Raw genomic sequence first — 3,121 nt, forward strand, 5'->3', positions numbered from 1 at the left:
CAATAGGGTTGACCAAGCGTTCAAGGTAGGCTTTGAGTTGGGTTTGAATGTTGCTATCGAGCATCGTTGTCTCCTAAGGGTCGGGGGATGGCGGCGGCAGCGAAATCACCGCTCCGAGTTACGCCAAGGATTACACATAAATAAGCATTCTTTTTTGATAAAAATGCTGGTTTATGTGGCAAATAGCATGAAGTTTTTTACTTAACAACAGCGGGTGTTGCCACCCGCGTTGTTACTAAGCCATAAACCGACTGGCGATTAGATCTTACCTACCAAGTCCAGCGATGGAGCTAAGGTTTTTTCGCCTTCTTTCCATTTTGCTGGGCACACTTGACCTGGGTTGTTTGCGACATATTGTGCCGCTTTCAGCTTACGCAGGGTTTCGCTCACGTCACGAGCGATAGCGTTGTCGTGCACTTCCAATGTCTTGATCACGCCTTCTGGGTTGATGATGAAGGTACCGCGCAGAGCCAAACCTTCTTCAGGGATATGCATGCACGCCAAAAGCATTGGTCAGTTGATGTGTTGGATCACCGATCAGTGGGAACTGTGCTTTGCCCACGGCTGGCGAAGTTTCGTGCCACACTTTGTGCGAGAAATGGGTATCGGTGGTCACGATATACACTTCAGCGCCGGCTTTTTGGAACTCAGCGTAGTTGTTCGCTGCGTCTTCGATTTCGGTTGGGCAGTTAAAGGTAAAAGCAGCTGGCATGAAAATCAGCACGGACCACTTGCCCTTCAGATCGGCTTCGGTCACATCAACGAATTTGCCATTGTGGAAAGCAGTGGCTTTAAACGGTTTCACTTCAGTGTTGATCAAGGACATTCGGGTTTCTCCTGTTGGGGTTTGACAGAACAACTTGTTGATGGGATGCATCTTAACCAGATTATTTTGATAGCTCCAATTGATTGTTTGTATAACAACCATTGCTATTAGCTATCTAAACCCATCGTCAGCACCACGTCACTTGTGCTGTGCCACAGATTATCGGTGCATCTAGCAAGAATCCAAGAGCACACAGAAACGAGAATTGTGTTTACAAAAACGGTACAATTCGCCCAATCTTTTTTCAGGTCGGCACCGCTATGGGCGGTGCTTTGATTTTTCTGGACTTATCTATCATGACATTGTTGCAACTTCTCGACCAACGCGTTTGTGCCGCCCTTACTGCCGCTGGAGCCAGCCAAGCACAGGCGCTGATCCAACCGGCTTCACGTCCTGAATTTGGCGATTACCAAGCCAATGGGGTGATGGCCGCCGCTAAACAGCTAAAAATGGCCCCTCGTGCCCTCGCACAACAAGTCGTTGATACACTCGATTTAGCGGGAATTGCCAGCAAAATTGATATCGCCGGCCCAGGTTTTATCAACATTACCCTCGATAACGCTTTCTTAGCCCAACAACTTCAACAAGCAGCACAAGACTCACGATTGGCAGTAGCGCCGGTGGCCGCGCCGCAAAAAGTGATGGTGGAATATTCCTCCCCCAATTTGGCAAAAGAAATGCACGTCGGCCATCTGCGTTCGTCCATCATTGGTGACGCGTTAGCGCGAGTATTGGCATTTTTAGGCCATGATGTCATTCGTGCCAACCACGTCGGCGATTGGGGCACCCAATTCGGGATGTTGACAGCGTACTTATTAGAACAACAAAGCGCCAGCAGTGATTTAGCGTTAGATGATTTAGAGACTTTCTATCGCCAAGCCAAAATTCGGTTTGATGAAGATGAGCAATTTGCCGAACTGGCACGTGAATATGTGGTGAAGCTGCAATCAGGCGATGCCGCCGTGTTAGCTTTATGGCAGCAATTTGTTGAGATTTCGTTGTCCCATTGTCAAGCCGTTTACGACCGCCTAGGAGTCAGTTTAGATCGCGCTGCAGTGCGAGGTGAGTCAGCCTATAACGATGATTTGCCGCACATTATTGATGATTTACGTGCAAAAAACTTGTTGGTGGAAAGCGATGGCGCACAGGTGGTCTTTTTGGAGGAGTTTAAAAACCCAGAAGGTGAACCACAAGCGGTCATTATCCAGAAAAAAGATGGGGGCTATCTGTATGCCACCACCGACTTAGCCGCTGTCCGCTACCGCCATACCGTGTTAAATCTCGACCGCGTGTTATATGTGGTGGATGCACGGCAGAGCTTACATTTCCAACAGATTTTTACCATTGCCCAAAAAGCAGGTTATAGCGCCAATATGGTGTTAGAACATATTGGGTTTGGCACCATGATGGGCGAAGACAATCGCCCGTTCAAAACCCGTACCGGCGGCACAGTCAAACTGATTGATCTACTCAATGAAGCAGAACAACGTGCGTTTGAACTGGTCAGCAGTAAGAATCCAGAATTAGATGAAGCACAACGCCGCCGCATTGCTCAGGTGGTGGGGATTGGTGCGGTGAAATATGCCGATTTGTCAAAACACCGCAACAGCGATTATGTGTTCAATTGGAACACCATGTTGTCGTTTGAAGGCAATACCGCACCTTATTTGCAATATGCCTATGCTCGTGTCGCGTCTTTATTCCGTAAAGCAGATGATTTTGATACGGCTTGTGAACTGGTGTTGCAAGAGCCTGCCGAACATCAATTGGCTGTGCAATTATTACAGTTTGCCGATGTGTTAAAAGATATTGCTCGCGATGGTACGCCACATTTCTTGTGTCAATATCTGTATCAGTTGGCAACGCTGTTCTCTCGTTTCTATGAAGCCTGCCCGGTATTGAAAAGCGAAGGTCAACTACGGCAAAGCCGCCTGAAATTGGCACGCTTAACAGCAGATACCTTGAAAACAGGGTTGGGGTTGTTGGGGATTGATACCCTCGAATCAATGTAATCTCATCCCGCCTCGGGGTGCGTCATGCGCCCTGAACAATGAAATTCCATGTAAATAAAGATCCCCGCCCAGCCTCCCCCTGATTTCAGGGGGAGGTCAGTGCTGTAGGGCGGATAAGCGCAGCGCATCCGCCAGTAGCGTGGGCACGGGTTTTGTGCCCACCATTTTTAATTTGCCTGCTTCATGTGTGTTTTGGGTGGATGCACTACGTTTATCCACCCTACTATAATCATCCGTATTACTTTTCGTCTCTGCCCCAACCATGCTGCCATTGCTCGACCCG

At 48.4% G+C, this 3,121-nt stretch carries 5 protein-coding genes; 2 read left to right on the forward strand and 3 right to left on the reverse strand.

The genetic code is table 11. The annotated features are described in order from the left end of the window. The coding region (locus tag G465_RS16115; RefSeq protein WP_040399816.1) for a hypothetical protein at positions 1 to 205 on the forward strand (205 nt) is incomplete at its 5' end. A gap of 53 nt (positions 206 to 258) precedes the next feature. Here G465_RS16115 and G465_RS16590 read toward each other — a convergent pair. Beyond that, positions 259 to 495 carry a hypothetical protein gene (locus G465_RS16590; protein ID WP_444541701.1) on the reverse strand — a complete coding sequence of 79 codons (237 nt, stop codon included), beginning with the start codon at positions 493 to 495 and terminating at the stop codon, positions 259 to 261. Then, the gene (locus G465_RS16595) at positions 482 to 826 is read right to left on the reverse strand and encodes a redoxin domain-containing protein (RefSeq protein WP_444541702.1); all 345 of its coding nucleotides are present in this window, start codon (positions 824 to 826) and stop codon (positions 482 to 484) included. Before G465_RS16595 ends, G465_RS16590 begins: the two co-directional genes overlap by 14 nt. A 296-nt stretch (positions 827 to 1,122) precedes the next feature. On the opposite strand from G465_RS16595, the gene argS reads away from it, so the two are divergent. Further along, positions 1,123 to 2,838, forward strand: coding sequence for an arginine--tRNA ligase (gene argS, locus G465_RS0112610; RefSeq protein ID WP_027405456.1), 1,716 nt, complete (start codon positions 1,123 to 1,125; stop codon positions 2,836 to 2,838). Positions 2,839 to 2,934: 96 nt separating this feature from the next. Here the strand turns inward: argS and G465_RS16120 are convergent. After that, a partial coding sequence (locus tag G465_RS16120) for a hypothetical protein (protein WP_211213789.1) occupies positions 2,935 to 3,121 on the reverse strand: 187 nt, incomplete at its 5' end.

The organism is Aquaspirillum serpens DSM 68 (genome assembly GCF_000420525.1).
In the GTDB taxonomy this organism is placed as follows: Bacteria; Pseudomonadota; Gammaproteobacteria; order Burkholderiales; family Aquaspirillaceae; genus Aquaspirillum; species Aquaspirillum serpens.